Below are 23119 nucleotides of genomic sequence, written 5' to 3' on the forward strand. Positions count from 1 at the left end.
CTATTCTCCCATGCAATATTCAGCGGTAGCAGCGAATAACTGTTTCAGCTGATAGCCGTCACTTTTAAAGTCAGCAGTAATGGTGTTGATTGCTGCTCTATCGGCTGCGTCTTGCGGGTCGCGAAGGCAAACATTCTTAAAGACTTTTTTCACCTGGCATTGCGCAAATGCATGACTGTTGGCAAGTTCCTCGCCCATACTTTTAGCACCATAGCCAAAGCCTACAAGGGTGTCAGACCAGCCTAAGGTTTGGTTGATCCCAGCCCGCCAGTAATTGTCCCATCGGTCATCTTCGGTGATGAATCCAAAGGGAAAGTTATTGGCGTTAATCCAATACTTTGCTTGCACACGCAAACCGGTTTGCGCATCGGTTTCGCCATTTTGGTTGTAACTGATTTGACCGTTTTCGCCTTCAGGGTCGTTGTTTATGTCGTAGTCATATTCGTAGTAAGCAAACGCTTGAGCGAGCGGATCCATACCGGAATGACAACCAACACAGCTGTTGATGAATATGCGTGAGTCACCACCGGGGCTACGGCTTAAATCTTGTCGGATCCGGTCTGGCGGCAAGGACGTATCTTTTAAGCCCTCAAGATCAGTACAGAGGTGATTCATTAAGGTAAAACGCAGCATAGCGCGGTTAGTACCGTCTTTAAAAAAAGCCCGCGCACCCTGACGGGTGGTCATAACTCCAGCCGTGGCTTCTGATGGTAGATCACTGTGTGACGATTGAGTTGTAGCGACTAACGCTTGGGCTAAATCAATGCCTTGCTCTTCGAGCGCAAGGTAATGCGCGTTATTACTCGGCGAATAGGCCGGAACATTATAATTGCTCGCCGCGATATACAGCAGGTCAGCAGTTAAAATTTCTCGAAAGTCGCGGTCATCGCGCACCACACCGATCACCGTTGCAGTGTAATCATTCAGCGGAGCGAAAACGTCAAATTCTTCATTAGTCCATGGCGTTACAAGCTGCTTAAGCGTAACGCTGTAAAAGGCTGGATGCTGCATCGCAATTGCCGCAGCTGCGCGAGTATCACCTGAGTCGAGCAAACCCTGCATTTGCGTAAGTGTTGAGATGTCTGCCGGTACACCTGCAATTCGGTCGTGTAGTCGTTTACTTTGTTCTAAAGTGCCAGCTTGTACAACAAGCGAAGTGAATGCTGTGAGAGCAAAAAGGGTACGGCAAACGTTGGCAAACCTGCGAGGACGAAATAGGGACTGCATAATCTCTCCTTGGATACATCGGAACAAACAACGTCGATGCATCGAATCGGCAATATAGGTGGGTATCGGTGTGCAATAAATCGTCACTTTTGCAGTTACGTCTGATTTCTCATACCCGAAGTCTATCGATAGGTGTTCTTTTCACATTTTATGCCCATTCATGTAAGCGCCTGATAAATATAGCTATTGATGCTTATTTGAAACGGTAACTAAAGATACTTCGATAAGATCTGTAGCCAAACTTGCACAGTTGAGCGATATACCTAACGCGAAAATTGGCACATCCGGTTTGATGTAAAGCTGAATATTCAAGCTTTAACAGCAGTCTGAGGGTTGTGATTAGGTATGGAATAGGCGTGACTATTTTGCAACACCACAGGCAGCTAGCGTGTTACTGCATCAAATAGTGACTTTATTTAGCTATTTAAATCAACGGGTTATATATTTATCTTTGGAGTATAAAGCAAGCTGTAAGGTATAGATTTATATTCCATTGCTCATTTTTCAAACTTGTTTGCGCACAAGTCTCATGGGAGTTTGCACAGCCTAGTCGCCTAGTACGAGCGCACTAAATTTCCCTCTTAATTGGGCAGGTGTGGTCGGGTTGAGACACTATTTTGTTGTGTTGTTTTAGCTATGCTAGGGCTGGAAAACTGTGAGACTTAGCAATGATAAGACGCCTTCAACATAACCTTCGAGTGAGCCTGTATGCAGTTTGCATGTCGGCAATACTTGCATTCGTGCTCGGGTGTGGTGAAGAGACCTTACCGATCAGCAATGAACAAGAACCTGACCCCGTTGTCGTTGATGTTCCAGTGGCATATATCAAGCGCGATTTAGCAATAAATCAAGATGGGGGCGTCGCTGGTCTGCGCGATATCGAAGAACCACAGCAATTTCTCCCGGGGAGCGCTTTATTTATCAAATCACGCGCTTCAGTGTCGGCGCCCGAGGTGAATATTACCGATCGGATTTTCTTGGTTTCTGGAGAGGAAAGCTTACCTGAGAATCTTCCCGCCTATGACGTTAAAGACCTTGCAGTTTCGTACGACGGCACCCGCTTGCTATTTGCCTTACGTTTACCAGAGAGTGACAACCAGCCAGAGCCAACCTGGAATGTTTGGGAATACGATCGTGTATCCGACACCTTACGCCGGGTCATTGCATCAGACACGATTGCGGATTCTGGCGATGACACTGGTCCGGTATATTTGGCTGATGGGCGCATTGTATTTAGCTCCACTCGGCAGCGCGCTAATCAGGCAATCTTGTTAGACGAAGGAAAGCCACAATACTCCGGGCTTGAAGAGAGCCTCCAAGCACACGCTTCAGTATTGCACATCATGGACGCTGATGGCGCTAACATTGAGCAGATTTCATTTAATCAAAGTCACGACCTTGACCCCATTGTTGCGCCTGATGGCAAAATCATTTTTAGTCGTTGGGACCAGGTCGCTGGCGACAAGGGTATTCATCTTTATCAAATGAATGCAGATGGTACTAACCTTGAAATTTTGTATGGTCGTCATAGCCATCAGGTAGACAGTCAACGATTTGATTTCATTCAAACTCAAATTACACCTGATGAGCAAGTGCTTACCGCTCTGTGGGAACGAGAGCGGGCGCGGTTGGGACAAGATTTTGCAATACTTGATGTTGCAGGGTTTAGTGATGCAACAGTGCCCACCGAGGGTAACCCTGGTGGGGCTGGTAGCGCGCAAAATCCCGCGCTGTTTGATACGGTAGATACCGCCGCGGAGTATTCGCCGGGCGGACTGTATACTGCGTTATATCCCCTATGGGATGGCAGTGGTCGCTATTTATTTACTTGGAGTCAGTGTCGGGTTTTGGCTCCGACTGACGACACTTCGAGCGACCCATCCGAGCGCACAATTTTGCCTTGTAGTCAGGTTGATTTATCCGATCTTACATACGAGCCGGCACCCCCTTTGTATGGCTTATGGATGTATGACCCGCAAGAGAACACTCAGTTACCATTGGCGATCCCTGAAGAAGGCATTGCCTACACCGAAGTCGTGGCGATGGAGTCGCGCCCGTTTCCACAAGATCCCGAATCGGCACAGCAAATCCCCGCATTAGTTGATGCTAATTTAGGCGCTATTCATATTCGCAGTGTGTATGATTTTGCTGGCGTCGATACCAGTCCGGCGGGCATTACGGCAATGGCGGATCCCACGTTGGTGAGCGCAACAGAGCGCAATGAACGCTTCTTAAGAATTACCAAGAGCGTATCGATCCCGGATGATGATACCTTAGATTTTGACCGCCGAGCATTTGGTCGCAGTCGGGCGCAATTGATGCGTGAAATCTTAGGTTATACCCCCATTCAACCGGATGGCTCGGTGTACGTTACTGTGCCAGCCAATGTGCCATTTGCTTTGAGCATAGTTGATGCCAGTGGTCAGCGTCTTTCCGCGCGCCACAATAACTGGCTCCAAGTAAAACCGGGCGAAGTTAAAACCTGTAACGGTTGCCACACCCCGCAAAGTACTGAACCGCATGGACGGTTGGCGGCAGAAGCCGCATCCATTAATAATGGAGCCCCGTTTAGTGGGGTAGGGTTCCCTGGTGCTAATCCTGCCCTGTTCGCGGATATGGGCGAAACCATGGCTGAGACTTATGCCCGCGTTGTAGGACTACCAGACCTTACCGCAGATCTAGTATTTGAGGACGTTTGGACTGATCCTGCGACAACTCCGGTAAGCCCCAGCATTCTCTTGTCTTATGCTGAATTACAAACGTTACTTCCGATCAATCAAGCCTGCGCGCAAACGTGGCAATCGCTATGTCGTATTGAGATCAACTATCCGCAGCATATTCAGCCTTTATTCGAATTGGTCCGTGAAACACGCGACAGTGACGACAATGTATTGCTCGACTACACCTGTACCAGTTGCCACAGTATTCAAGATAGCGATGGTGTCGCGCAGGTGCCCTCGGCACAACTCGATTTGCGCGCGACACCGTCAATTGACGATCCAAATGTTTTGACCAGCTACCGCGAGCTTTTTTTCGCTGATAACGCACAAGAGCTTATCGAAGGGGTTTTAGTGGATATACAAGAGCCTGTCTTTGATGAAAATGGCGACCCTGTGTTTTTAGTTGATGAGGAAGGTGAGCTGATTTTGGATGCAGAGGGCAATCCAATTCAGCTGACGCGTCCAATTCGTGTTAATCCGGCAATGAGCGTCAATGGCGCACTTGCCAGCCAAAGATTCACTCGAGTTTTTACACGTTCAGAGTTTTCGCACGCAGGATGGTTATCACCGATTGAACTGAAATTGCTCGCCGAATGGTTGGATATCGGCGGGCAGTATTACAACAACCCCTTTGCGATCCCGCAAAATTAGTGCGTGGGATTGAACACATGAAATACGTGTCGAGGTTGTTGTCGCTTATTTTGGCCGGAATGGTGCTGATGATTAGCCGCAGCGCCGTAAGCAGTGAGTATTTAGCCGTAACGGTAGAGCAGCCGTTTATTGAGATGCGCAGTGGACCTGCGAGTGTTTATCCCGTATTTCATGTCGCGGAAAAAGGCGAGGTCATTGAAGTGCTGAAAACACGCACTCAATGGTACAAGGTGCGCACGGACAAAGGGGTTGAGGGCTGGATATCAGTTGAAGATTTAAATACCACTATTCATATCGATGGCAGCGCGGTGGTGGTTAGTAGTGGGAATTTTGCCGACTATCAATCGCGAGATTGGGAGCTTGGATTTGCCGTCGGGGCTTTAGACAATGTGATCAGTATGTCGGCATCGGCAGGCTGGGTATTGACCGAAAACTTAACTGTCGAAGCTAATTTTTCTCAGGCTCTCGGTGATTTCGCAGAAAATCGATATTGGACGTTGCGGATACTGCATTACACCTTCCCAGAATGGCGCTTGTCGCCTTATCTGGGGTTGGGGAGTGGTCAAATTTCGACGACACCGCGCAGTAATTTAGTGGCATCAGGGGATGAGTCGCGTACCAACGATATTATGGAAGTTAGCGCAGGGCTGCGTTATTACCTGACCCGAAACATGGTGATTCGGTTGGAATACAAGAGCCTTTTAGCTTTGACCCAACGTGATGAACAAGAGGAGTTAAGCGAGTGGAAACTTGGCATAAACGTGTTTTTCTGAGCCTTCGGTCGGCCATGGTTAGCAGCTGTGCGCTAATCCTTTTGTGTTTGAGCGCAATGCCTGCGTTGGCGCAGCAAATGGCGACGCCGCCGCCGATACTAGACCCCAATTTAACCCGGCGCACTGTTAACGAAGCAGATATCGATAGTGAAAACTTCGAGATCTCTGCCAGCATTGGTGTGCAAAGTATTGAGGATTTTGGTAATGACATGACCTATGCCGTGCGCTTGGGTTATCACATTTCAGAGCATTGGTTTACGGAAGCGTCCTATGCCGTTGCGCAAGCAGGCACGACAAGCTTCGAGGATTTGTCAGGCGGCGCTGAGTTTTTAACTGACGAAGAGCGTGACTTTACCACGTATGATTTGGCTGTTGGCTACAAGTTGAATGGCGAAGTTTTCTTTAGTGATGGTGTGGCATTTAATACTAATTTTTATTTCTTGGTTGGTGGCGGCGCTACTGATTTTGGCGGGGACGAGCGTTTTACTCTCACCCTCGGTGCTGGCTATCGTCTATTACTTACCGACTATCTTTCGATGCGATTGGATGTGCGTGATCATATTTTCAATAGTGATCTTATCGGCGCCGAAAAGTCGACTCACAATATGGCTTACACCCTTGGTGTCAGTGTGTTTTTCTAGGAGCTGGGTATGCAGTACAGACCTAAATTTTTAAGTGATTTTACCAAATTGGCGGTATCTATTGTGGTCGCAATTGTTGTGACCGATTTAACCACGCAAGCGCAAGCGAATGGTGTGGCGCAGAGCGCCCCGGATTTCACCTTGCCCAGTCGAGACGGCGATAACCGACGGTTGCTTGAGGAGCGGGGCAATATTGTGTTGGTCAATTTTTGGGCTAGCTGGTGTGGTCCTTGTCGAGAAGAGTTACCGGCAATGGAAGCCTTGCAACAGAAATATCAAGATCTTGGTTTCACAGTTCTCGCGGTGAACGTTGATGATCAGCCAGAAAAAGCCAACATCTTATTGGACGACATTAAAGTGTCCTTTCCGGTGTTGTTTGATTCAGCTGGCGAGGTGTCGCAACGTTATGACGTGAGTGCCATGCCAACCACAGTGTTCGTTGACCGCAATGGTTTGGCGCGCTTAACCCACAAGGGTTACAAATCGGGTGATGAGAATAAGTATGAAAAAGCAATTAAATTACTGCTTCGCGAGTAAATCGCTGCTTACCCACCACAAGTTGGGTATTGCTGTGCTGGTACTCCTGGTGAGTAGTGGTTGTGCCACAACTCAGGAATATGCATGGTTGGACATCGAGCCTTGGGTCAAGCCATATGAACGTTCGAATCTAGCGGACCCGATCATGAGCATGAACCGTAATCCGATTGCCAGAAGTTATGCCAAGCATGTGCATGAATCACGTGAAGGCGCGCGTGGTGCAGATGGTGCAGCTGGTGGAGGCTGCGGATGCAACTAATACATCGGATCGCATTAAGTCTGGCTCTCTGGGGGCATGCAAGCCTGGGCTTTGCAGCTGTGTTGCCGCAGGACCGTTCTGACGTAATGTATCATTCCTACTCGGGTGATGGAGTTTCAATTGATGGCCCTTCTATATTGTTGCGCAAACAGGTGGGCGATAAGGTCTCTTTGTCGGCGAACTATTACGTTGATACTGTATCTGGAGCGTCTATCGATGTAAGGGCGACTGCCAGTCAATACACCGAAGAGCGCAAAGAGGCGACTCTTGGTGGGGATTTCTTGCACAACAAAACGTTGTTAAGTGTGAGCTATACCAATAGCTCAGAGAATGATTTTGAAGCAAACTCCGCCTATATTGGTGTCAGTCAAGATATGTTTGGCGACTTAACGACTATCTCTTTAAGTTATGCAAAAGGCTGGGATGAAGTCGGCGTGCGTGGCGATGACAGCTTTTCTGAACAAGCAGACCGCCACAAATATGGATTTGGGATCACCCAAGTCGTGAGCAAAAACATGATTGTCGGCTTCTCGGCCGAGCATATTTCTGACCAGGGCTACTTGAATAACCCGTACCGTTCAGTACGCTATCTTGATACGGCGGCGCCGCGGGGGTTTAGTTTCGCCACAGAAGTATATCCCAACACCCGCACGAGTAATGCGATTTCGTTAAATGCTAATTATTACTTACCCCATCGCGCAGCGGTCTATGCAGATGTGCGTTGGTATAACGATACTTGGGGAATATCTGCCACTAATGGCAAGCTGGGTTATGTGCATACCATTGGGCAAGAGTGGATAATCGATGTGTTTTTGCGGTACTACCAACAAGATAGGGCCGATTTTTATCAAGATTTATTCTCGCGTCCGAATGAGTTTAACTTTATGGCGCGTGACAAAGAAATGAGCACCTATTCAGGAGTAACCGCAGGTGTTAGTGTAGCGTATGAATGGCAGTTTTCCGCGACCGATGTGATCAAGAAATCCAGCTTGCATTTTGAGTATGATTACATGCAGTTTGATTATGATGATTTTCGTGATGTGACGGCAATTGCCCCGGTCGGTGAGGAGCCCCTGTTTGGTTTCTCAGCCAATGTGATAAAAGTATTTGTTTCCATCTGGTATTAAAGTGAAGTTGAAGGGAGAAAACAGGGTGTGGCGAGAGTGTAAACGGATCGGAATAGCAAACTTGCTTATGCTGGTATTGCTGTGTGTTGCTGCGGCTTTCTCCTTTCAAGCGTACAGTCAATCAGATGAAGCTGATGAGCTAGGCTTACTGGCGCCATCCGCGTCAGCGCAAGAGAGTGAGTTGGGACAAGACATTGAGTCATTGCAAAAAGCGTTAATCGAACTGAATCGAGACTTATTCATCCTTGAAGAAGATTTACTGTTTCCTTCCAGTACGCAAATCGCCATCTACTTATCAATGGATGTAGGGCAATACTTTGCGCTTGATGCAGTTGAGGTGAAAATTGATGATCAATCGCGCAGTCATTATTTATATACCCAGAAGCAGGTAGAAGCATTGATGCGCGGTGGCGTGCATCAAGTGTACTTGGGTAATGTGTCGCAAGGCTCCCATCAATTAACGGCAATATTTCATGGCATTGGCCCTGAGCAGAGGCCCTACAAGCGCGGGGTTACACTCGACTTTACTAAATCAGAGGATGCTCAAGTCATTGAATTGAAAATCGTGGATTCAACCATGGCACAGCAACCCGAATTTACAGCTGTAGCCTTACAATAAAGGATTATTGTTTACCCATGCGATTGTCGTTTTGTTTTGTTCGCACTTTGATTGCCACTTTACTGGGCGTAGTCTTGGCGACCCCAGTCGGCGCGCAAGCTGTTCGCGACCAAGCACAAAAGTTGGCTGAATTACGCATGGGAACAGTGTATTACCATTACTTTCAGCAACAACCGCTGGAAACCTTGCATGCTGTTGCCATAGCCAAGACCAAGGGGCTTTCAGCAGAACAACTCGCGCAACTGCAATTGGTGCAAGGTGGGGCGAGTTTACAGTTAGGCATGACCTCGACCGCGACCCAATTACTGCAAGATTTACTGGCAAACACTCAAGCCCCTGAGTTACAAGCGCAGGCTTGGTATTGGCTTGCACACACCGCGTTTCAGCAAGGTCAATATGCGACCAGTCAACAGGCCGCACAACGTCTCAATGAGCAAGCTCTTGCGGAATATATTGAACCGGAACAACAGCAAGAAATCGCATATCAAGCGGCGTTTTACCAGATCCAACAAGCGCCACAAGATTGGCGACAAATTTTATCCGGCTTTAATGTACATAGCGATTGGTATCCCTATCTGCTCGCAAATGTGGGCGTACAACTCTTTAATCAGGATAAATTTCAACAAGCATCTGCCCGATTCCTCGACGCCATTGAAGCGGCAAGAGCGCCCAAGCCTGTGCCGTTCGATTGGTCATTTGCATGGTTAAACCCGGCCAATGCGAGCTGGTGGCCTTGGGCGGAAAATACAGTGGCATTAACGTCAGCCTTTACCGAGCATAATGCATTGCTTGATCGTTTGTATTACATGCTAGGTCAGGCATTTGTACGCCAGAACGATTTTGACGCAGCTTTTAATGCCTATAAACATATTCAATCCGATGGTTTGTACGCTGAGCCTGGGTTACTTGCCTACGGGTGGTCACTTGCGAACGATGAACGTTGGTCAGAGGCGATGCCGGTATGGCGTTATTTGCAGCAAAATGGACGTGGTTTGCCTGCGTTGCAAGCCACACACGCTCTAGCGTACGGTTACGAACATCTGACTGATTATCGACAAGCATACAGCATGCTGGAACAGTCCCTTGAACAATTAGAAAGTGCACGAATATCACTGCAAAAGCTGCTTTCCAGCAGTGGACAAGCGGCCTTTTACGCTCAGCTTTCCAGCACATCTCAAGATTCAATTACGGACACTTGGCCAACCGCGCACCAAGATTTACTGGTCGATATCTTAAGTGGCGACAATCAGCCAAATACCGCTAAACAATTACGCACGTTATTGCAATTAACTGATATGTATCGACTGATAGTCGAGCAACAGGAAAAAGTTGATGCCCTGCTGCTGATGCTAAATGAACGTGAGCAAGCACTCCTGCAACGTGCAAAAGAATTGCCTTTATTGGTTATGCAAGAGCGGTTCAGTCAGGCCCAGCAACAACTGACGCAGCTCCAAGATAAAGTAAAACAGGCGCAAGATGAGCCAGAGCTGCTCGCAAATGCAGAGCAACAAGCATGGTTATCGCGGGTGCAAAAGGCGCAGCAGCGTTTGTTAGCGTTGCAAGCAGGAAACACTCTTTCTGCTGCGCAAAACGCACAGCTTGACGCGCGCCTTGCGCGGGTCGAGGGGATCTTGAACTGGCGGTTAGAGGAACAGCGCACCGCTGTGTTCCCACAGCACTCACTCGCGTTGAAAGAAGCAGAGCAGGCTTTTAGTGCTGCTACTTTACGTTTTCAATCGCTACGAGCGCGAGTTGCCGATGAGCAAACGCTGCTTACTCAAATCGCCAATGAGCGTATGCAGTTACGCGAGCTTAAGCAGCGATATACAGAGAAAGGTGAGTACACAAAAGGCTTGCAGCAGCGTTTAGTTAAGAGTTTGTCGGGTTATTTAGTGAACAAAGTCAAACAACGAGATGCGGTGTTATTAGAACAAATTACAGCGACTCAGCTTGCCATGTTGCGGATGCAGGATCTGCATTTTACCCGCAGCAATGCGGCGGAGGGCCGACCATGAAATGGTTCGGATTGTTGTGCACCTGCTTATTGGTTGGCTGTAGCAGCTACCAAGCAAATGTTGTGTATGCACCGGCAAATAAAGTCGTAAGAGACAACCAAACCCGGGCTAATGCATTGGCTAATTTGACGCTATCACCTGTGACTGCAAGTGCGAGTAAATTAGACAATGTGCCACTTATCGAACTGCGCGAGCAATATCAGGCGTTAGTTCCACTGGTGGATGAACTTACCCGCAAACCATTAACTGAACTAGGGTGGCATGGTGTATTGGGACAAGATATTCGCAATCGTTTGGCCGATATTGAGATGTTATTGGCTGAAGATGCACAAGCGCAGGGCATTGAGAATGTGAGTGGCAATTATTACGCAGTCGCGATTGCAGCCTATGAAGCTTTGTTGGCGAATGAACGCGCCCAGACCGAGCCACTCACCCCGCTAGCGAAGGAGAATATCCTCTATCAGTTAGCGCGCGCTTATAGTTTGCAAGGTGATGATCAACGCGCAGTGAGTTATGCACAGCAATTGCTCAAGCGTTATCCGTATAGCCTGTATGCGAGCGAGTTGTACTTTCGGATTGGGGAGTATCATTACAATAACAACAATTACCGCGCCGCAATCGAGGCCTATGAAGAGGTTCTCAAGGGCCGTTACAACTCGATTATGGCGAAGCAGCAAGACCCTTTTTACGCCATGTCGGCATACATGAACGGTTGGAGCCACTTTAAGCGTGAGTCCTATGCAAAGGCCATAGACGCGTTTATGTTAATGCTAGACGTTAGCCTTGCTGCTGAATCGTATGCGCAAGCGCACAAGCCCCTTGATGACTTGAATCTCAGTGAATTACGTTTGGTGGAAGATGCGCTAAGTATGACCGGTCTGATGTTTCTTTCTGAAGGTGGGGTCATGGCAATTAACGGCTATTTTGCTTTGTTCGGGGAAAAGCCCTATACCTACTTGGTCTACGATAGTCTTGCCCAGCAATTACTCGATGATAGTCGATACCGTGAAAGCGCAGCGATGTATCTGGCGTTTGCTGAACAATACCCAATGCACACCGAGGCTATTCCCGCGTTTGTTAAGCATATAGATGTGTTTATCATTGGGGAATTTCCTACTGACGTATTACCGGCCAAGCAACGCTTTGTCGAAGCGTATGGTATGAATGGGCCTTATTGGCAAGGATTCACTGCTGCACAGGCAGAGCAGGCAATGCCTTATCTAGACGAATATATCGCTACTCTCGCACAACATGAGCATGCATTAGCGCAGCAAACCGAGGCGTCGATTCAGGACTTACCTGCCTCGGCTGGGAACAGCCGGCAGTTATTGGCACAGATGCGTGACTATGCCTATCAACAGGCGCAGCGGTGGTACAAAGAATATATTCAAACCTTCTCGCCGAGTGGCAAAGCTGCCGATATACAGTTTTATCTCGCCGAAAGCTATTATCAAGCAGGTGACTTAAGCGCAGCGATTACTGAATATGAGCAGTTCGCTTATACTTACGTTGAACATGAACAAGCGGTAAATGCGGCATATTCGGCATTAACCGCACGGGATAAGTTGGCGGTCTCGGCCGACAATTTGCCTGCACAAACACTAGCAGATTATCAAGCTAGTCAAGTGAAATTCCTGCAAACCTTTCCACAAGACGAGCGCGCCAATAGTGTAGCCGTAACGCTCATGCAATCCTTGTATGATGCAGAAGTTTATCCAGCAGCAGTCGAGTGGTCACAGTGGTTACTCGCTCGACCGATTAGTGCGGAAACACGAGAAGTAGCCCAGTTAGTGTTAGCGCAGAGTCAATTTGAAATCCAAGACTTTGCTGGTGCTGAACAAAGTTATCAGCAATTGTTGGCGATACTACCTGCGAACTCACCCATCAGAGCTGATATGACTGATAAGTTGGCGGCCACTTACTTTCAGCAAGCTCGACAAATATTAGCGCAGTCACCGGATCATGATCCGAAAGGCGCGGTGACGCCGCAGCGCGCAAATGCACTGCGAGCAGCGATCGAAAGACTGCTGTTAGTGGTCGCACAAACATCAAATTCGGCGATTGCAATTAACGCCGAATACGATGTTATCAGCTATTTGATGCGCTTAACTGACTGGCCCGCAGCAATCACTCAGATGCTGGCATTTGAGCAGAAGTATCCGCAGCACGATTTTACTAAAGATATTCCAGAGCGCTTAATCGTTGCTTACGAAAACACCGGGCAATGGTTGCTGGCAGCACAACGACTAGAGGCAATATGGCAGGCGCAACCGGACACTGATAAAGGTCGAGAGGCATTATATTTAGCTGCTGAATATGCCGATAGGGCTGATGATATCAGCGTCGCATTACCTTTATTTAGAACTTATGCCCACACCTACCCACTGCCATTAGCAGCGGCCAATGAGGCCCGGTATACCTTAAGTAACTACTATTTAGACTCAGATGAGCCGAGTAAACGTCGCTTTTGGTTAAACAAATTGGTCCAAGCGCATGCGGAAGCTGGCACTAATGGCACCGACCGTTCGCGCTACTTAGCGGCTATGGCGCAAACGGTATTTGCTGAGGACCAATTTTTTGCTTTCCAAAAAATTAAGCTGACGTTACCGCTGGATAAAAGCATTCAGCAGAAACGCAGTGCTATGCAGGCAGTGATTGATAGTTATCAGCAAGTTTTGCAGTACCGAATTGCCGAATTTAGTACTCAGGCTGGCTATCGTCTAGCTGCTGCGAATGAGGCGTTAGCACAGGCATTATACGCGTCTGAACGTCCACCAGAACTCGATGCACTGGCATTGGAACAATACGAATTCTTACTCGAAGAGCAGGCGTTTCCGTTCGAAGAACAAGCCATTGCGATTCACGAGCAAAATACCCAGCGTAGCTGGCAGGGTAATTACGACGATTGGGTGAGCAAAAGTTATGCAGCTTTAGCCCGCTTGTTACCCGCACGCTTTGATAAGCCAGAACAATTTAGACAGGTGAATTATGCGGAATTTTAAATCAATTGCGCTGTTACTTATGGTCTTACTTGGCAGTGCGGGGTGCGCCACGGTGCAGCAATGGATCCCGCAAGATAATACTCAGCACGTTGATGAGGCAGCGGTTGAGGAAACCACCGATGAAGTCGTTGCAATCGATTTGTTTAAACAAAGTGCAAAGCCTCTTAGTGCCGAGCACAAGCAGCAACTCGCGGCGCTGCAGCGGGCATTGGAAAAGGGGGATAGGCAGGCCTTTCCAAGCGTGATTGAGGCATTATTGCGCTTGACCGGGCGCGCTCAAACACCATCGTTGATCCATTCAGCACTCGGGGACGCATATGCAGAAGTCAACGACACCGAACAAGCTGTTTTACATTGGCAGCACGCACTAGAGATTAACCCGTTTAATTATTTTTCCCATTTGCGTCTGGCTTCACATTATAAAGGCGCTGGTGAATTTGCTCAGGCTGAGGCCCACTATGATGAGGCTATAAACGCATGGCAAGATTTGCCTGAGGGTTATCGGAATCGAGGGATCTTTTTCGACTTGTATCAAGGCAAGAAGGCCTCGGCACTGCGTGATTATGGCCGCTATCGCGAGCTATTGGTAGCACAAGGAGAGTCGACACAAATTGTCGATCGTTGGATAAAGGAGATGCAAAATGCTATGGATGAAAATTAGTCAACCGCGTCGTCCGTTTCGCCGCCCGCGTAAATGGATAGCAGCCTATTTGGTAATATCTGCGTCACATATAGCAATATCAGATGTGCATGCGCAAAGCGCGCCAGAAGAGGGAAAGCGCATAATTACCCTAGAGTCTACGATCCGCGGCGACCAACAACAGCCCCGCGTGTTATCAATAGTGCCGTGGGACTCGCCACCGCAAAAACGCGTGACGCGGGTGGCCCTAACGGGGCAACTGCAAGGCGAAATGGCGCCATTGGAAAGAAACGCATTTTTGCAACGCATAGAATTGCATCGACGATTAACGGGTGGTGATAACCCCGCGTCAGCAAATGATAACTGAGGATAAGCTGGAATACGCTTAGCCATTATGATTTTAGGTACACTCGACGTTTAACATCGAGATTTTGACTGGCTTAGTCAGTTTTGCATAACGGGAGATCCCCTATGGATATGATGCAGGTTGTGGTTCGCTTTTTTCAGGAAGGTGGCCCCTTTATGTTTCCGATAGCGATTGTGCTAGCGCTAGGTCTGGCAGTTGCCATTGAGCGTTATATCTATCTCAGTATGGCGCGTCGTACCAACAAAACCGCATTCGCGCAAATTGAGCCATTGTTGGTCGCCAACCGGCTTGAGCAAATTCTTTCGATAGGTAAAAACAGTAGCGCACCGATTGCTCGCGTAATCGCAGCGGGTATCGCGCGTTTGAGTATCAGTCCGCGTCGGGAAGACATTGAATACGCAATGGAAGAGGGATTAATGGAATCAATTCCACGGCTTGAAAAGCGCACCGGTTATTTGGGTACGCTGGCAAATATTTCTACTTTGCTGGGTTTGTTGGGTACCATCATTGGTCTGATTGCCGCGTTTTCTGCAGTAGCGAATGCTGATCCGGCAGAAAAAGCCAGCTTACTCTCACAAAGTATTTCAGTTGCCATGAATACCACGGCATTTGGCTTGATCGCTGCGATTCCACTGTTGGCATTTCATTCATTGCTACAAACCAAAACCACTGAAATTATTGATAGCATGGAAATGGCCGGGGTGAAGTGTTTAAACACCTTAATCGCGAGTCATAACATCAAGCCGCAAACCCGCGCCTCAGATAGCCAAGAGTAACGATTATGTTAGGCCGCAAAGGGCAACATAAACGACTGCGTCAGGACGCAGAACTGGACATCACATCGTTCATGAATTTGATGATTGTGTTGGTGCCGGTGTTGCTCATGATGATGGTGTTCTCACGTATTACGGTGGTGGAGCTTGCGTTACCTGGCCTAAGCGATTCGGCGACGCCGCAAGAAATTGAGAATCAGTCTTTGGAAGTATTGGTGACTCAGCAAGGTATGTCTGTGTACTTTCCGCAAGGTTACTTAGTGCGCGAAATTCCGTTAGTCGCCAATTCAGAAAGCGCTCAGCTGGAACAGGATTATACCCTCCTGCAAGCGACGCTAAAGCAAGTGAAGCAAGCCCTTTTAGCCAAAGACGTGGATAAAGATGACTTGGTACTGTTGCTTGAGGATGATGTTGCGTATCAGACCATTGTTAGTTTAATTGATACCGTGCGCTCATACCCTGATGTGGTCGCTGCTTCAGTGGTTCCAGCTGAGCTATTTCCCAACGTATCGTTTGCTGATGCGCCACAACGGCTATCTGCAGGGGAGGCTCCATGAAGCAATCGGTAAGAGCGAAACGCATGGCGCGTCATCACAAGCGACTCTCAGCTCAGGGCAAGCTGAGCTTGGTATCACTGATGGATATTTTTACCATCCTGGTATTCTTTCTCATGCTCAATGCGTCTGATGTACAAGTGCTACAAAATGACCGCTCATTGACATTGCCCAAATCAACAGCAGACACCGCCGCCCAAGAACAATTACTGCTTACTATCAGCCAGCAGCGGCTAATGTTGGATGGTAGTTTGTTGATGACATTGGAACAGGTGGCAAATAGTGTCAGCGACGTACTGCAACCATTGAGTGATGAGTTGGCGTTGCGAACGCGGTTACGCCAGCAAAATACAGTGGCGCAAACGGACGCTGAAGCCCCGCGTTATGCGATAACGATCATGGGCGATGAAGCAGTCGAATATCGCGTGCTAAAGAAAATCATGCAGACCTGTGCTCAAGCAGGCTACAACGATATTTCATTGGCGGTTGAGTACGTAGAAGGAGACTCGGCAATTGGATTGGAGGGGGCGCCATGATCGCGGTCTCACCGTATTATTTTTCCTCTTTGCCATGGTCGAGCGGCGAACAAGAAAATCGTCGTTTTTTGAAGATTGTCGCGGGTCTGGTTGCGCTAACTTTGTTGTGTTCGCTAACCATTGGGTTAGTGCAGTTACCGGAACAAAGCCGTGAAGAAAAAGCCAAGCTGCCCCCTCAATTGGCGAAGTTGATTGTGGCTGAGCCACCCGAGCCGATAGAGTTACCTGAACCGGAGCCGATTATCCCAGAAACGGTTATTGAACAGCCAGTAGAAGAAATTCCAGAGCCAGAAGAAACACCGCCACCGCCAGAGCCGGTTGAAGAGTTAGTCGAGGTAGAGCCGGTAGTAGTAGAGCCTAGCCAAGAAGAAAAGCTTCAAGTTGCTAAAGAAACCGCAGCGAAAGCCGGTGTGATGAACTTTACTGATGATTTGGCGAGTTTGCGTGACTCTCTAAGCTTACAGAATATGGCTGATTCGGACTTAACCGAAGGCGCTGGAGCACAAGCAGATACGAGTCGCAAATTAATAGGGCAATCCCTAGCGGCAGATAGCGGCAACTTGAATACTGCAAGCCTTTCCAAAACAGCGGGTGCGCGCGGCACCTTGGCCGAACGTAAAACGACTGAGTTTGATGCGCCTACTGAAGGATCTGCTGCGTTAGCGACCCAACGGATCAATAAAGCGCCCGATGTGGTCGGTGATCGCAGTGTTGAGTCGATACGCCGCACCCTGGCGCAGAATGATGGTGGACTTTACTCGCTGTATCGTCGCGCATTACGTTCGGAACCAGAATTACAGGGCAAGCTTACAATTAGACTGACGATCCAGCCTTCTGGCACGTTATCCAGCGTTGAATTGATAGGAACAGACTTAGCATCAGAGGATTTGATCCAACGCCTCATTGCGCGTATTCGCTTGATCAGTTTCGGAGCCCAAGATGTAACAACGACGGAAATCGAATATACCTATAATTTTTTACCGTTTTAGTTGATTTGCTCCGCGCCGGACGGGCACTTTGCCCGTCCGAATTATGTAAAACCGCTTGTATACTGTATTTAACTGTATATACTCACAGTTAACTGTATAGAAAAACAGGCTGTTTATGCGTCCACTAACTCAACGACAAGAAGAAGTCCTCACCCTCATCAAATCCACCATGGCTGAGACTGGTATGCCGCCAACACGTGCTGAAATTGCCCGTGAGTTAGGCTTTAAGTCAGCCAATGCCGCTGAAGAACATCTCAAGGCGTTAGCGCGCAAAGGCGTAATAGAAATCCTGCCTGGGACGTCACGCGGGATAAAACTCAATATCCCATTAGATGACAGCTTTGAAGAGGATATGGGATTGCCGCTGATTGGTCGCGTCGCTGCGGGTGAGCCGATTTTGGCGCAAGAGCATGTTGAGTCGCATTATAAGGTTGACCCGGGTTTGTTTCATCCGCAGGCAGACTTTTTGTTGCGTGTTAACGGTATGAGTATGAAGGATATCGGTATCCTCGACGGTGATTTACTGGCAGTGCATCGCACGACAGATGTGCATAACGGGCAGGTGGTCGTTGCTCGGGTCGATGAAGATGTAACCGTTAAGCGCTTGGAAAAGCGCGGGCGAGAGGTACTGTTACATGCAGAAAACGAGGAGTTTAAACCGATTAAGGTTGACCTAGCATCACAACCGTTCTCAATCGAGGGGATTGCTGTAGGGGTGATCCGTAATACCGATTGGATGTGAATTGCCGTCCGCTGGCAAGAATTTAAGCGCTGCCTAGTCAGCGCTTTTTTTATGTCTATAACAGCAGATTAGAATGTACCGAGACTTTTAAACTTTTGAATAGTTATTTCTTTTGACTTTTATAATTGTCTATAATTTTGCGATTTCGTTTAAAAAACAATCGATTGTTCAAAAAAAATTGAGAAAACACTAGACTAAACCTACCTATCCGAGTAATTCTTATACACTTCTTAACAAAAGAATAACAAAAGTCTGAAAGACTGTTTACAAGCAGGTGATGGAAGAGACGCCATACACCTCGTTTTCGCGCTTAAAAATCGAACTATAAAGAACTTCCACGGAGGTGTTGAGTGAGATCGCTCTTATACAAGGCTGCCGCCACGCTTGGACTATTCACGGCTGGAACTGCATTGGCAGAAACCGCCACTAAGGGGGATCCCTACCAATTAAACCTGCGCACAGGGGTAACTGACATTAGTAATCAGGTATACGACCTGCATATGCTGATGTTTGTTATCTGCGTGGTGATTGCTGTGGTGGTATTTGGAGCGATGTTCATCTCCATGTACTTACACCGTAAATCCCGCGGCGCTAAACCAGCAAACTTTCATGAGAGTGTAAAAGTCGAAATTGCTTGGACAGTAGTACCTTTTCTGATCTTGATTGGAATGGCAATTCCAGCAGCAAAGACCTTAATCGCTATGGAAGACACTTCCGAGCCCGATATGACAGTATTGGTTACAGGCTCACAGTGGAAATGGCATTACAAATATATGGACAACGAAGTTGAATACTTCTCGTTGTTAGCCACACCACAAAACCAAATTCAAAATCGCTATGCTAAAGGTGAAAACTACCTGCTCGAAGTCGACCGTCCATTAGTTATCCCGACTGGCCAGAAAGTACGCTTCTTGATCACTTCAGATGATGTTATCCATTCATGGTGGGTGCCAGATTTTGCCGTCAAAAAAGATGCTAACCCAGGCTTCATTAACGAGGCTTGGACTATGGTCAATGAGCCTGGCATCTATCGCGGTCAGTGCGCAGAGCTGTGCGGGAAGGATCACGGCTATATGCCAGTGGTTGTAATTGCTAAAGAACCAGCTGAGTATCAAGCGTGGATCAACGAGCAAGAAGAAACGCAGCGTAAAGCCCGCGAAGAAGAGCAACGCCTACTTGCGATGAGCATGAGTATGGAAGAGTTAATGGCTGAAGGTGAGCGAGTTTACTTAGCTGCCTGTGCGGCGTGCCATATGCCAAATGGTGAAGGTCTTCCAGGCGTATTCCCAGCGCTCAAAGGCAGCCCAATGGCGCTAAATGATATCCCAGGGCACATTGATATTGTTCTTAATGGCAAGTCGGGCACCGCCATGCAGGCCTTTGGTAAGCAATTAACTCTGTCAGAAATTGCTGCCGTAGTCACTTACGAGCGTAACGCCTGGGGTAACAACACTGGCGAAATGGTGCAAGCTAAAGATGTTAATGCAATCGCGACTGGACAATAGGAGAGAGTGATGAGTTCTGTAACTGAAAACGTAGATCACGACGCCACTCATGGCCAGAGCGTCGATGGGCACGATAGTCATGGCCATGATGACCATCATCATGCGCCACCGAGTGGTATAAAGCGCTGGTTATTCACCACCAACCATAAAGATATTGGTACCTTATACCTTTGGTTCGCTTTCATCATGTTCTTGGTGGGCGGTGCGATGGCAATGGTGATCCGCGCCGAATTATTCCAGCCGGGTTTACAAATCGTCGACCCTAACTTCTTTAACCAAATGACCACAGTGCATGGTTTAATCATGGTCTTTGGTGCGGTTATGCCCGCATTCACCGGACTTGCCAACTGGTTAGTGCCGATGATGATCGGTGCACCAGATATGGCGCTACCGCGAATGAACAACTGGAGCTTTTGGATCCTGCCATTTGCCTTTTTGATCTTACTTTCATCGTTATTTGTTGAAGGTGGTGGCCCAGCATTTGGTTGGACGTTCTACGCGCCGTTATCAACGACTTACAGCAGCGATAGCACAGCCCTATTTGTATTCTCAGTACACATTATGGGTATCAGTTCTATTATGGGGGCGATTAACGTAATCGTGACCATTTTCAACATGCGTGCACCGGGCATGACCTACATGAAAATGCCATTATTCGTTTGGACGTGGTTAATCACTGCTTTCCTATTGATAGCCGTAATGCCAGTACTTGCGGGTGTGGTCACCATGGTCCTAACGGATAAATATTTCGGTACCAGCTTCTTCGATGCCGCCGGTGGTGGTGATCCGGTCTTGTTCCAGCACATATTCTGGTTCTTTGGGCATCCTGAAGTTTACATCATGATTTTGCCGGCCTTCGGTATCATTTCGCATATTATTCCTACGTTCTCACGTAAGAAACTGTTTGGTTACTCATCGATGGTCTATGCAACGGCATCGATTGCCTTGCTGTCCTTCATTGTTTGGGCGCACCACATGTTTACTACCGGCATGCCGGTCGCTGCTGAAATGTTTTTCATGTTTGCGACGATGCTGATCTCAGTGCCTACGGGTGTAAAAGTGTTCAACTGGGTTGCGACTATGTGGCGCGGCTCGATGACTTTCGAAGTCCCCATGTTGTTTGCAATCGCCTTCGTTGTGTTGTTCACCATTGGTGGTTTGTCAGGACTCATGTTGGCGATTACACCGGTGGACTTCCAATATCATGATACCTACTTTGTGGTTGCCCATTTCCACTACGTGTTAGTGACAGGAGCTATCTTCTCCATTATGGCTGCAGTGTATTATTGGTTGCCTAAATGGACGGGGAGGATGTTTGATATCACTCTGGCGAAATGGCACTTCTGGTGTTCCCTAATTTCGGTAAATGTGCTGTTCTTCCCAATGCACTTTGTTGGCTTGGCGGGTATGCCGCGCCGGATCCCGGATTATGCACTGCAGTTTGCTGACTTTAATAAGTGGATCAGTATCGGTGGCTTCGCCTTCGGCTTGTCTCAGTTGATTTTCTTGGCACTCCTGATCAAAGCATGTCGGAAGCAAGGCGAGAAAGTTTCTGACCAAGTATGGGAAGGAGCAGAAGGTTTAGAGTGGGAGATCCCCTCGCCAGCGCCTTACCACACTTTTGAAACTCCGCCGGTAGTGAAGTAGGACTCGAGTAATGAGCCAGTCTCCAAACTCATCCGCCAATAGCCGACTAGTGGTAAAGCTAGTCGGTATTGTGATTGGTATGTTTGGATTCGGTTTTGCCCTCGTCCCTTTGTACGAAGTGTTTTGTGATATCACTGGGATCAACGGTAAAACCGAAGATCAAGCAGCAACTTATGAAGCGGTTATGGTGGATGAGTCGCGATGGGTTACAGTTGAGTTTTTAACCCGCACCAATAGCGGCATGCCCTGGAAGTTTGAAGCGGAAACCAAGCGCATACGGGTCAATCCCGGTGAGCTACATACGGTGAATTTTTACGTTCAAAACCCGGCTAAACGCGACATTATTGCGCAAGCTATTCCTTCGGTGTCTCCGGGGACAGCAGCGTTGTATATCAATAAAACCGAATGTTTTTGTTTTAATCATCAACCGTTAGGCGCTGGTGAAGAAGCGTTAATGCCAATGCAATTTTACGTGGATCCGCAATTACCGGATGATATTTCGTTTTTTACTTTGCAATACACCCTTTATGACGTGACTGAGGCTGCTACCAAGGCCGGAGAATCAGTTGCAAGTATAAGAAATAAAACAGCAGCGATTGACAGCTAGAAGGAGAAAACCATGTCTCAGCAAGAAACGCCAACGCACTACGAAAAATATTATGTGCCCGACCAGAGTATCTGGCCAATCGTAGGCGCAGTCGCGTTATTTTTAATTGCCGTAGGAGCCGGAAATTTCGTTGTTGAATCAACCAAAGGTGAGCCTGGCTTTGGCGGCTATATATTGTCAGCTGGCTTGTTAACTTTATTGGTTATGCTAATTGGCTGGTTTAAGAACCAAATAGATGAGTCCATGAGTGGCTTGTATTCAGCACAATTGGGGCGCTCGTACCGTCAGGGGATGATGTGGTTTATCTTCTCTGAGGTGATGTTCTTCGCGGCATTTTTTGGCGCCTTGTTCTACGCTCGAGCAATCGCGGTACCGTGGTTAGGCGGCGCATCAAACAATGCTATGACCAATGAAGTGTTATGGCCAACCTTTGAGGCCATGTGGCCACTTGTCTCGACCCCTGGGGGGATTGAAACAACCGCTATGCCATGGCAAGGACTGGCGACGTACAATACGATTATTTTATTAGTTTCATCAGTTACCTTGCATTTTGCTCATGTCGGTTTGGAGCAGAACAAGCGTGGTCAATTGAACCTAATGTTGTTAGTAACGATTTTACTGGGCGTTACTTTTTTAGGACTGCAAGCGTACGAGTACGTGCATGCTTACAGAGACCTTGGTTTAACCTTACAAAGCGGTATTTACGGGAATACTTTCTTCTTGCTGACGGGCTTCCACGGACTGCACGTTACGTTAGGAACAATTATATTGATCGTGTTGTACCTGCGTGTTCTCAAAGGTCACTTTACCCCTAAAGAGCACTTTGCATTCCAAGCGGGTAGCTGGTATTGGCACTTTGTTGATGTAGTATGGGTGATGCTGTTTTTCTTTGTTTATATTCTATAAGCTGAAGATAAAGCTAAGGAAGATCAAGAGCCGAAGTAATTCGGCTCTTTCGTTTTAACTTTTACCATGGCCGAGGATTGGGGGTGATCAAGCCGGTCGCGACAGCGAGCAAGATGATTACCACAATAATTGCAGAGGTTAATACACGACGACCGATGTATTTACTCATCGGCTCACCATCCGGGTCGTGATTCATCATGACTTTCATAGCTTTAAATAAGTTATAAATCATAAACAGAATTAACGCGCACAGTATTATTTTTATTAGCATCAGGTTTCCAA

Annotated in this window: 22 protein-coding genes; 20 read left to right on the plus strand and 2 right to left on the minus strand. The window is 47.8% G+C overall.

The window, feature by feature from the left end; all coding sequences use genetic code 11:
• Positions 1-1227: a hypothetical protein gene (locus CSH92_RS15165; protein WP_100658493.1), complete on the minus strand. Its 1227-nt coding sequence runs from the start codon at positions 1225-1227 to the stop codon at positions 1-3.
• A 719-nt stretch (positions 1228-1946) separates the two neighbouring features.
• Here CSH92_RS15165 and CSH92_RS15170 point away from each other — a divergent pair.
• The 20 genes from CSH92_RS15170 to CSH92_RS15265 all read left to right on the plus strand — a co-directional run bounded on the left by CSH92_RS15170 (position 1947) and on the right by CSH92_RS15265 (position 22837).
• A complete protein-coding gene (locus CSH92_RS15170) occupies positions 1947-4598 on the plus strand; it encodes an HzsA-related protein (RefSeq protein WP_100658494.1) in 2652 nt (883 codons plus the stop codon).
• Between the two features lie 17 nt (positions 4599-4615).
• Complete coding sequence (locus CSH92_RS15175; protein WP_100658598.1) at positions 4616-5371, plus strand: SH3 domain-containing protein; 756 nt, start codon at positions 4616-4618, stop codon at positions 5369-5371.
• Positions 5372-5385: 14 nt separating this feature from the next.
• Positions 5386-6012 (plus strand): outer membrane beta-barrel domain-containing protein, encoded by a 627-nt coding sequence (locus tag CSH92_RS15180; RefSeq protein WP_100658495.1) that lies wholly within the window; start codon positions 5386-5388, stop codon positions 6010-6012.
• Between the two features lie 9 nt (positions 6013-6021).
• The gene (locus tag CSH92_RS15185; protein WP_100658496.1) at positions 6022-6549 is read left to right on the plus strand and encodes a TlpA family protein disulfide reductase; all 528 of its coding nucleotides are present in this window, start codon (positions 6022-6024) and stop codon (positions 6547-6549) included.
• Positions 6515-6808: a DUF4266 domain-containing protein gene (locus CSH92_RS15190; protein ID WP_100658497.1), complete on the plus strand. Its 294-nt coding sequence runs from the start codon at positions 6515-6517 to the stop codon at positions 6806-6808. The genes CSH92_RS15185 and CSH92_RS15190 overlap by 35 nt, the downstream gene beginning before the upstream one ends.
• The gene (locus tag CSH92_RS15195; protein ID WP_100658498.1) at positions 6799-7935 is read left to right on the plus strand and encodes a DUF3570 domain-containing protein; all 1137 of its coding nucleotides are present in this window, start codon (positions 6799-6801) and stop codon (positions 7933-7935) included. The genes CSH92_RS15190 and CSH92_RS15195 overlap by 10 nt, the downstream gene beginning before the upstream one ends.
• 67 nt (positions 7936-8002) lie before the next feature.
• Positions 8003-8554, plus strand: coding sequence for a hypothetical protein (locus tag CSH92_RS15200; RefSeq protein WP_100658499.1), 552 nt, complete (start codon positions 8003-8005; stop codon positions 8552-8554).
• Positions 8555-8571: 17 nt separating this feature from the next.
• On the plus strand, positions 8572-10569 hold the full coding sequence (locus tag CSH92_RS15205) for a tetratricopeptide repeat protein (protein WP_100658500.1): 1998 nt from the start codon (positions 8572-8574) through the stop codon (positions 10567-10569).
• Positions 10566-13571, plus strand: coding sequence for a tetratricopeptide repeat protein (locus tag CSH92_RS15210; RefSeq protein WP_100658501.1), 3006 nt, complete (start codon positions 10566-10568; stop codon positions 13569-13571). Before CSH92_RS15205 ends, CSH92_RS15210 begins: the two co-directional genes overlap by 4 nt.
• A complete protein-coding gene (locus CSH92_RS15215; RefSeq protein WP_100658502.1) occupies positions 13558-14232 on the plus strand; it encodes a hypothetical protein in 675 nt (224 codons plus the stop codon). Before CSH92_RS15210 ends, CSH92_RS15215 begins: the two co-directional genes overlap by 14 nt.
• The gene (locus CSH92_RS15220; protein ID WP_124916980.1) at positions 14213-14578 is read left to right on the plus strand and encodes a hypothetical protein; all 366 of its coding nucleotides are present in this window, start codon (positions 14213-14215) and stop codon (positions 14576-14578) included. The genes CSH92_RS15215 and CSH92_RS15220 overlap by 20 nt, the downstream gene beginning before the upstream one ends.
• A 104-nt stretch (positions 14579-14682) precedes the next feature.
• Positions 14683-15354, plus strand: coding sequence for a MotA/TolQ/ExbB proton channel family protein (locus tag CSH92_RS15225; protein ID WP_100658504.1), 672 nt, complete (start codon positions 14683-14685; stop codon positions 15352-15354).
• Positions 15355-15359: 5 nt separating this feature from the next.
• Positions 15360-15908: an ExbD/TolR family protein gene (locus tag CSH92_RS15230; RefSeq protein WP_100658505.1), complete on the plus strand. Its 549-nt coding sequence runs from the start codon at positions 15360-15362 to the stop codon at positions 15906-15908.
• On the plus strand, positions 15905-16441 hold the full coding sequence (locus CSH92_RS15235; protein WP_100658506.1) for an ExbD/TolR family protein: 537 nt from the start codon (positions 15905-15907) through the stop codon (positions 16439-16441). Before CSH92_RS15230 ends, CSH92_RS15235 begins: the two co-directional genes overlap by 4 nt.
• Positions 16438-17430 (plus strand): AgmX/PglI C-terminal domain-containing protein, encoded by a 993-nt coding sequence (locus tag CSH92_RS15240; RefSeq protein ID WP_100658507.1) that lies wholly within the window; start codon positions 16438-16440, stop codon positions 17428-17430. Before CSH92_RS15235 ends, CSH92_RS15240 begins: the two co-directional genes overlap by 4 nt.
• A 115-nt stretch (positions 17431-17545) precedes the next feature.
• Positions 17546-18172, plus strand: coding sequence for a transcriptional repressor LexA (gene lexA, locus CSH92_RS15245; RefSeq protein WP_100658508.1), 627 nt, complete (start codon positions 17546-17548; stop codon positions 18170-18172).
• 410 nt (positions 18173-18582) lie between these two features.
• Complete coding sequence (coxB, locus tag CSH92_RS15250; protein WP_240612846.1) at positions 18583-19677, plus strand: cytochrome c oxidase subunit II; 1095 nt, start codon at positions 18583-18585, stop codon at positions 19675-19677.
• Between the two features lie 9 nt (positions 19678-19686).
• Positions 19687-21324, plus strand: coding sequence for a cytochrome c oxidase subunit I (gene ctaD, locus CSH92_RS15255; protein ID WP_100658510.1), 1638 nt, complete (start codon positions 19687-19689; stop codon positions 21322-21324).
• Between the two features lie 10 nt (positions 21325-21334).
• Positions 21335-21931 (plus strand): cytochrome c oxidase assembly protein, encoded by a 597-nt coding sequence (locus CSH92_RS15260; RefSeq protein ID WP_100658511.1) that lies wholly within the window; start codon positions 21335-21337, stop codon positions 21929-21931.
• A 12-nt stretch (positions 21932-21943) separates the two neighbouring features.
• Positions 21944-22837: a cytochrome c oxidase subunit 3 gene (locus CSH92_RS15265; protein ID WP_100658512.1), complete on the plus strand. Its 894-nt coding sequence runs from the start codon at positions 21944-21946 to the stop codon at positions 22835-22837.
• A 61-nt stretch (positions 22838-22898) separates the two neighbouring features.
• Here the strand turns inward: CSH92_RS15265 and CSH92_RS15270 are convergent, their stop codons facing one another.
• Positions 22899-23108, minus strand: a complete 210-nt coding sequence (locus CSH92_RS15270; protein ID WP_100658513.1) for a DUF2909 domain-containing protein — start codon at positions 23106-23108, stop codon at positions 22899-22901.
• Positions 23109-23119 lie beyond the last annotated feature (11 nt).

The organism is Neoalteromonas flava, from assembly GCF_002807685.1.
Taxonomy (GTDB): domain Bacteria; phylum Pseudomonadota; class Gammaproteobacteria; order Enterobacterales; family Alteromonadaceae; genus Alteromonas_E; species Alteromonas_E flava.

Excerpts from the sequence above, each read along its gene's own strand:
- CSH92_RS15165 (WP_100658493.1), bottom strand. The coding sequence starts at position 1,227 with ATGCAGTCCCTATTTCGTCCTCGCAGGTTTGCCAACGTTTGCCGTACC.
- CSH92_RS15260 (WP_100658511.1), top strand. The coding sequence starts at position 21,335 with ATGAGCCAGTCTCCAAACTCATCCGCCAATAGCCGACTAGTGGTAAAG.
- CSH92_RS15225 (WP_100658504.1), top strand. The coding sequence starts at position 14,683 with ATGGATATGATGCAGGTTGTGGTTCGCTTTTTTCAGGAAGGTGGCCCC.
- ctaD (WP_100658510.1), top strand. The coding sequence starts at position 19,687 with ATGAGTTCTGTAACTGAAAACGTAGATCACGACGCCACTCATGGCCAG.
- CSH92_RS15195 (WP_100658498.1), top strand. The coding sequence starts at position 6,799 with ATGCAACTAATACATCGGATCGCATTAAGTCTGGCTCTCTGGGGGCAT.
- lexA (WP_100658508.1), top strand. The coding sequence starts at position 17,546 with ATGCGTCCACTAACTCAACGACAAGAAGAAGTCCTCACCCTCATCAAA.
- CSH92_RS15240 (WP_100658507.1), top strand. The coding sequence starts at position 16,438 with ATGATCGCGGTCTCACCGTATTATTTTTCCTCTTTGCCATGGTCGAGC.
- CSH92_RS15205 (WP_100658500.1), top strand. The coding sequence starts at position 8,572 with ATGCGATTGTCGTTTTGTTTTGTTCGCACTTTGATTGCCACTTTACTG.
- CSH92_RS15200 (WP_100658499.1), top strand. The coding sequence starts at position 8,003 with ATGCTGGTATTGCTGTGTGTTGCTGCGGCTTTCTCCTTTCAAGCGTAC.
- CSH92_RS15175 (WP_100658598.1), top strand. The coding sequence starts at position 4,616 with ATGAAATACGTGTCGAGGTTGTTGTCGCTTATTTTGGCCGGAATGGTG.
- CSH92_RS15265 (WP_100658512.1), top strand. The coding sequence starts at position 21,944 with ATGTCTCAGCAAGAAACGCCAACGCACTACGAAAAATATTATGTGCCC.
- CSH92_RS15235 (WP_100658506.1), top strand. The coding sequence starts at position 15,905 with ATGAAGCAATCGGTAAGAGCGAAACGCATGGCGCGTCATCACAAGCGA.
- CSH92_RS15185 (WP_100658496.1), top strand. The coding sequence starts at position 6,022 with ATGCAGTACAGACCTAAATTTTTAAGTGATTTTACCAAATTGGCGGTA.
- CSH92_RS15180 (WP_100658495.1), top strand. The coding sequence starts at position 5,386 with ATGGTTAGCAGCTGTGCGCTAATCCTTTTGTGTTTGAGCGCAATGCCT.
- CSH92_RS15210 (WP_100658501.1), top strand. The coding sequence starts at position 10,566 with ATGAAATGGTTCGGATTGTTGTGCACCTGCTTATTGGTTGGCTGTAGC.
- CSH92_RS15220 (WP_124916980.1), top strand. The coding sequence starts at position 14,213 with ATGCTATGGATGAAAATTAGTCAACCGCGTCGTCCGTTTCGCCGCCCG.
- CSH92_RS15170 (WP_100658494.1), top strand. The coding sequence starts at position 1,947 with ATGTCGGCAATACTTGCATTCGTGCTCGGGTGTGGTGAAGAGACCTTA.
- CSH92_RS15230 (WP_100658505.1), top strand. The coding sequence starts at position 15,360 with ATGTTAGGCCGCAAAGGGCAACATAAACGACTGCGTCAGGACGCAGAA.
- CSH92_RS15215 (WP_100658502.1), top strand. The coding sequence starts at position 13,558 with ATGCGGAATTTTAAATCAATTGCGCTGTTACTTATGGTCTTACTTGGC.
- CSH92_RS15190 (WP_100658497.1), top strand. The coding sequence starts at position 6,515 with ATGAAAAAGCAATTAAATTACTGCTTCGCGAGTAAATCGCTGCTTACC.
- CSH92_RS15270 (WP_100658513.1), bottom strand. The coding sequence starts at position 23,108 with ATGCTAATAAAAATAATACTGTGCGCGTTAATTCTGTTTATGATTTAT.